This window comes from Candidatus Cyrtobacter comes (assembly GCF_034470605.1).
In the GTDB taxonomy this organism is placed as follows: domain Bacteria; phylum Pseudomonadota; class Alphaproteobacteria; order Rickettsiales; family Midichloriaceae; genus Cyrtobacter; species Cyrtobacter comes.
In genome coordinates, this window is record NZ_JARGYT010000078.1 from 1 (window position 1) to 5,693 (window position 5,693).

Consider the following 5,693-nt stretch of genomic DNA (forward strand, 5'->3'; position numbering starts at 1 on the left):
GAAACAACCTTTTATCCATCTAAATACCATATTTATCGCCTCCAATATAATATTGCATCTTTTCCATTATTTGGCAAAACCTTTGTTAACAGTGCCTAATATCTTCAGATTGGTATAATAGATCCTTTCCGCTCAAAATAATATCGAGTACCAAGAATAAAGTCATAACTTCTCAGCATGGTTTTAGGATGTCCACATCCATAGGTGGTACCCTAACTGGAGAGGGGGCGGATTTTTTAATTGTGGATGATCCGCTAACTCCAATGCAAGCACTGAGTAATAAATTTAGACAAAGAGCACTTTCTTGGTTTAGGCAATCATTTATGAGTAGATTAAATGATAAAAAGCATGGGGCCATTGTATTAATTATGCAAAGGCTGCACAACGATGATTTGAGTGGTCTTTTATTAAGGTCTGGTGGATGGGAGCATCTTTCATTACCAGCAATTTGCACAAAAAACACAAAGATAAATTTTGGATGTGTAAAATTTACGAGAAAAAAAGGTGAGTTACTGCATTTAGATAGAGAAGGTATACGTGATATAGAAAATGCTAAAAAAGAGCTGGGTTCATATGCATTTGCCTCGCAATATCAACAAAATCCTGAGCAGATTGAAAATGGAATAATAAATCCAAAATGGTTAATTAAATATAAAAACCCTCCTCAATTTGAGAAAATTTATCAAAGTTGGGATTGTGCGATAAAATGTGATGATAGATCAGATTATACAGTATGTGCAACTTTTGGGCTTTATGGTGATAAAATATATCTAATAGATATATTGAGAAAAAAACTAATATATTCGAAATTAAAAACTCTAATTGTGGAGTTAGCTAATAAATATCAGCCTAGTAGCATTTTAATCGAAGATAAGGCAAGTGGACAGCAGTTGTTACAAGATCTCAGGCACGAGCTTCCAGTAGTAAAATGCTTACCAAAATGGGATAAGCAAACCAGGCTTATAATCTCTTCATACAACATAGAATTAGGGAATTTCCTAATTCCATATAAAGCAAACTGGCTTTGTGAATTTGAGGAAGAGTTAACTAATTTTCCATATGTAGCGCATGATGATCAGGTAGATGCGCTTACACAGTTTTTTATTTGGCATAAAAATCAAAAAGATGTTTGTTATAAAATGTATAATCTTCAAGATTTATGAATATCAATTTTGCAGAAAATTTATGTTCAGTGCAGATAGTGTTTGAGTGGGCTTATTATCCAATTCCATTTTATTTCTATTAAATATTAGTCTAACCGGTTGTTTTTTAGATACTGCTTATTAACATATTCTTATGTATGGGCATAATGAGTTGTTATTAATATGATTATTAGAAAAGAAGAATATAATGAGCTAAAAAGTCAAATAAACTTGGCAATAAAAGGAATTGAAGAATGGAAAAGACTATATGGTAGTGTCTTTGGTTATAATGTTTATAGGTTATTATCTTCAGTAAAATTACTTATTGATAAAAAAATAGATAACTGTTTAGAAGAGGATAATAACTTATCTAAAAATGATATAGAAAAAGAGCTAATTGAATTATTAGTGAAAGATAATATTATAGATAAGCAATTAGCTAACGTCATTTTTAGAAAAAACACCATTAGTCATGATGGTTATAGAGGAATGGAGTCAGATCTTAGTTCTAAGGAGACTTTTACGTACATTATTCATTTAATGGCTACAAATAAGCGTGATCCAGATACGGTACAAAAATTAATTAATGATGGTGTAAGGATTGAGATATCTAAGTTTGATAATCGGCTTTTTCATAAATTTTTAGAATATTCTATAGGTAATCAAGAACTGAATAAGGAGTTAGATAATTTAAAGAAATCACAAAGCTCGCTTAATAAAGCCATATACGAGGATTCTATTGATTCACTTATGAGGCTTTCGTACAAAAGTAGGCATCTCGATGACTTATTGAAGTTTCAGGATAGATTTGAATATATCATTCAGGAATTAGATGAAGGGGGTGGTATTGAGTATGGTAGCAGAATGTCATTAAGTGAATATGGTAAATTGGTTGATATTCGTAGTGCTAATTATACATTAGAAGATATATACGAAGGGATTGTTGGCAAAGCAGGTCGCTACCAAGGGAAATTAGATGATCTAAGGGATCTATATTATACTGTTGATGGTATATTACAAGTGATGGATTCAAGGTTTGAAGAATTTGCAAATGAGCATTTCAAGCCTGGTGATATTGTTGTGCATAACATAAAATCAGAACTTGAATTACAAAATAGGAAGCCTGGTGATGAGGAGAAATTTACATTATTTACCAATGGTATTTATGGGCATGCTGCATTATTAGATGAAGAAATAAAGCTATCGCATGTGGTTGGGAGGTATGAAGTAGAGGAATTTTATGTGCAAGATGCTCTTTTTTCAGATGTATTCAGGGTTGATGTAAGGAAGCTGCTTACACCTGAAGCCATGAAAATTGCAAAAGAAGAATTTGGTGACGATTTAGAACAAATAAACGAAATTTATAGAAATGTTCATATAGAGTTAGATAGTGGACTATTTGAAATGCAAAATTCTACTAATAAGAGGAGCTTGGCCGGTGCAAACGAGCTTTTAGGTAAGTTTACAGAGAAATTTGGAATTAAAAAAGGTACTGATACTAAAAAACTAGCAAAACAAGAAGCTGATGCGCAACTTAACAATATTTACAATTTATTCTTTGAGCAAGGAGGCTTTATAGAGGAAAAAATGATTTGTTCTGAATTTGTAGCTAAAGTAGTATCTAGCTGCCTTTTAGAGACTGATAAAATATTGCATAAGCAGCTTGGGTTACCAGAGGGGGTAAGAGCAATTAATATCCCTTTTTATCAATATGATTTAGATAAGGTAACTCCTGATCAACTTATTAAAGTACTTAAAGGCACTAATTGTATCGAGCGCCTACCTGATTATTATAAGGAGAGTAACCTTTTTAAAATGCCAGAAAAAATGTTTGCTATTATTGCATCTGGCATGACAGAAACGTTTAAGAAAGGTATGTCTAAAGGTTTGGATAGTGGTGAAATATGCACAAACTTGATTGATAAACTTTTAGAAAAACATAATGAGTTGTTTTCAGGTTATAGTATTCAATTAACTAATGATGAAAAAAATAATATAATTGGGGATATTATAGACTCTGTAGAAGATGCAATAAAAAAGGTGGAGGATCTTCAAGGCCCTGAAGCTAGCAAGGCTAAAGCTGAACAAAATATTATAATGTCTTTTATAAGTACAGTTACAACTAAGGTATATGATGCAATTAAAGCGCTGACAGATAAAAAAATAGATAAAGAGATATATAACGATATGAAGGATATAGCAGGAAGTATTATAGATAATCTAGAGAAATCGGGGCATTGGCTAAATAGGGTTTCTAATAATAGAGATACAGAGACGATAATAAGAAGCTGATTATAATGAGGTGGTAATGAGAGGCTAATCCAGCATTGGTGTGGCTGGATTAGCTGTAGTGGATTATTCATTCTTATCTCCAAAAGTATTCTGAATTTACTCAGTTATGTGAGGTACTTCTATGCTAATTCAACTGAACTGACTACACCCTCTAATATATATTAGCTCTTCTATTTCAACCTTACTTGTTCTTTGATATAATCTAACCTCTATATTGGTTTTATTACCTACTATGAGAGGCCATATTATCTTTACATCGTTCAGAGTAGATACCACAATAGGTGGTGCGGAGCCAAAAGTTCTACTGACAGACAGTGATGGTTGTGAGTTTATTTGTAAATCTGTTTCCACACTTTATGCAGCCTCTAGTGTGATTGCTGCAAAGGTTTTAAAATTACTTATACCTGAATTTCCGATATTTGACTACTTATCTATAGACTAAAAAGATACGCTTGCCAAAACCAAAGAAGGATTGATGAATGTTGTTGATATAAGATCATACTCTTATTATAGCAAAAAAGTTCATTTTTATGATTTAATTGAGGCTATTAGAAATTACGATAAACAAGAGGTGATAGATTGTTTTGGTATAGCTTTGCATGATGCTGAAGCTTTTCGTAAATTGAGATTAAAATTTCTTGAAACAAGCAATGCTATGCAAGAAGCACTTTCGCTTAAACCAAAGAATCAAGAGCACGTTAGGCAATTACAAGGTTATATGTCTGAATATATAAAAGGGATAATCAGTTTATCTTCTCAAGATTTTCAGAGAAAGTTCTACAAGGCTGTAGCCTTTGCGCATTATCTTTCTATAGGTGATTTCTTAAATAGAAAAGGTTACAACACTGGTATTATGATAAAAGAAAATGGGGATTTTGATATAATTAGTATAGATTTAGATATGGCTCTATTTTCTAGCCTAAAAAATACATTTAAATCAAAACTACCAGAGATTTTAGGTTCAGATGCACTTGCTATAAATGAGCTTGCCTTTAATCAAAGGCTACACCTTTTACCACAAGCCAACATATTTATACAAGGTGGACCTTCTGATAAGAGTTGTGAGCGATTATATGAAGAAATATTGTTTAATGCATCAAGGCGTAACCCCCATATTGATTCAATTCTTCGCAAAAACAGAGGTGTTTCTGAAAGTTATAGTTATTATCTAGATGGATTGCGGTCTATTCTGCAAATAACAGATCAACAACTAAAAGATATTCTGAGCCAAGTTCCAAAACAGGAGTATGAGTTGTTAGATAAATTGAGTGAAGAGTTGCCTTATAATAATAGATCATTTCAAGAAAATATATATAAATTTTTATCCGAGCGTAGAGAGAAGTTTAGAGAGTATTTTGGCACAGAAATAACTATCAAAACCAATGTAAGGCAAATATAATAAGATAAAACACGTAGTATTTTTATAAATCCAAACAGTATGTTAACTAAAATTCAAGATTTAGTTAAAGAAGGAAAATTAAGATTGGTTTTGGCGGTTGGTGTGCCAAGAGGTGGCACAACTGTATTTCAAAGAATATTGACAGAATCTCCAGATATTACTGTACAGTTAGATGAGCCATTTTATTATAAGGAAAATGGATTCAATAAAGGATTAGCTAATATTTTGAAAAGATATAAGGAATTTTCAAGCACAAAAGATTCAAAGCCAATAACTCTCTTGGTTCAAGAAATGGCAAATAGCTTAAATCATCAAGAGTGGGATGAACTACTTAAACTTTCTTATGGATGCATAGTACTTATAAGAGATATGCATAGAACTTGTGAATCTTTAGTTATTAGAACAATCAATGACTCTATTGCTAAGGGTTTAGATACATTTGTACAGCTTGAAGTGGAACAAAAATTGCTTTTTGCTACAAAGCAATTATTAGATACTACTAGGTATGTTAAAGGTTCATTTTCTAAGACTTCTTGGAAAGCTTTGGGGGAATTTATTCAATATGCAGAAAAACATAAGTCACATATCAAATTTGCATTTGTTGATAGCGATTTTTTGATTATAGATACAGAAAACATACTAAGAGATTTAGCAGAAAAGTTGGAGATTTCATATGTTAATTCCATGCTGCAAGGATGGGGTAAAACATCAAAAAATTTCTGGGTTAACCCAGAAAAAGATGCTAGGCACTGTTAACAAAGGTTGTATTTAATAGATGCTAAAGCTATAAAGGCAAGGAAAGAGAGATCGGATTTCTCAAATCGTAATGCTAAGCGTCGATTTTCTTTGAGTTTAGCGAA

The 5,693-nt window shown here is 32.0% G+C and carries 5 protein-coding genes; all 5 read left to right on the forward strand.

Annotation, left to right across the window (positions count from 1 at the left end):
• The first annotated feature begins 188 nt into the window (after window positions 1-188).
• The 5 genes from terL (at window position 189) to Cyrtocomes_RS04970 (ending at window position 5,589) form a co-directional block, all read left to right on the forward strand.
• Entirely contained in the window at window positions 189-1,163 is a 975-nt protein-coding gene (terL, locus tag Cyrtocomes_RS04950; RefSeq protein WP_322498087.1) for a phage terminase large subunit, read from the forward strand.
• Window positions 1,164-1,325: 162 nt separating this feature from the next.
• Window positions 1,326-3,434: a hypothetical protein gene (locus Cyrtocomes_RS04955; RefSeq protein ID WP_322498088.1), complete on the forward strand. Its 2,109-nt coding sequence runs from the start codon at window positions 1,326-1,328 to the stop codon at window positions 3,432-3,434.
• A 232-nt stretch (window positions 3,435-3,666) separates the two neighbouring features.
• Window positions 3,667-3,876: a hypothetical protein gene (locus Cyrtocomes_RS04960; protein ID WP_322498089.1), complete on the forward strand. Its 210-nt coding sequence runs from the start codon at window positions 3,667-3,669 to the stop codon at window positions 3,874-3,876.
• 33 nt (window positions 3,877-3,909) lie between these two features.
• Window positions 3,910-4,833, forward strand: coding sequence for a hypothetical protein (locus tag Cyrtocomes_RS04965; RefSeq protein WP_322498090.1), 924 nt, complete (start codon window positions 3,910-3,912; stop codon window positions 4,831-4,833).
• A 39-nt stretch (window positions 4,834-4,872) separates the two neighbouring features.
• Complete coding sequence (locus Cyrtocomes_RS04970) at window positions 4,873-5,589, forward strand: hypothetical protein (protein ID WP_322498091.1); 717 nt, start codon at window positions 4,873-4,875, stop codon at window positions 5,587-5,589.
• The last annotated feature ends 104 nt before the right edge of the window (window positions 5,590-5,693 follow it).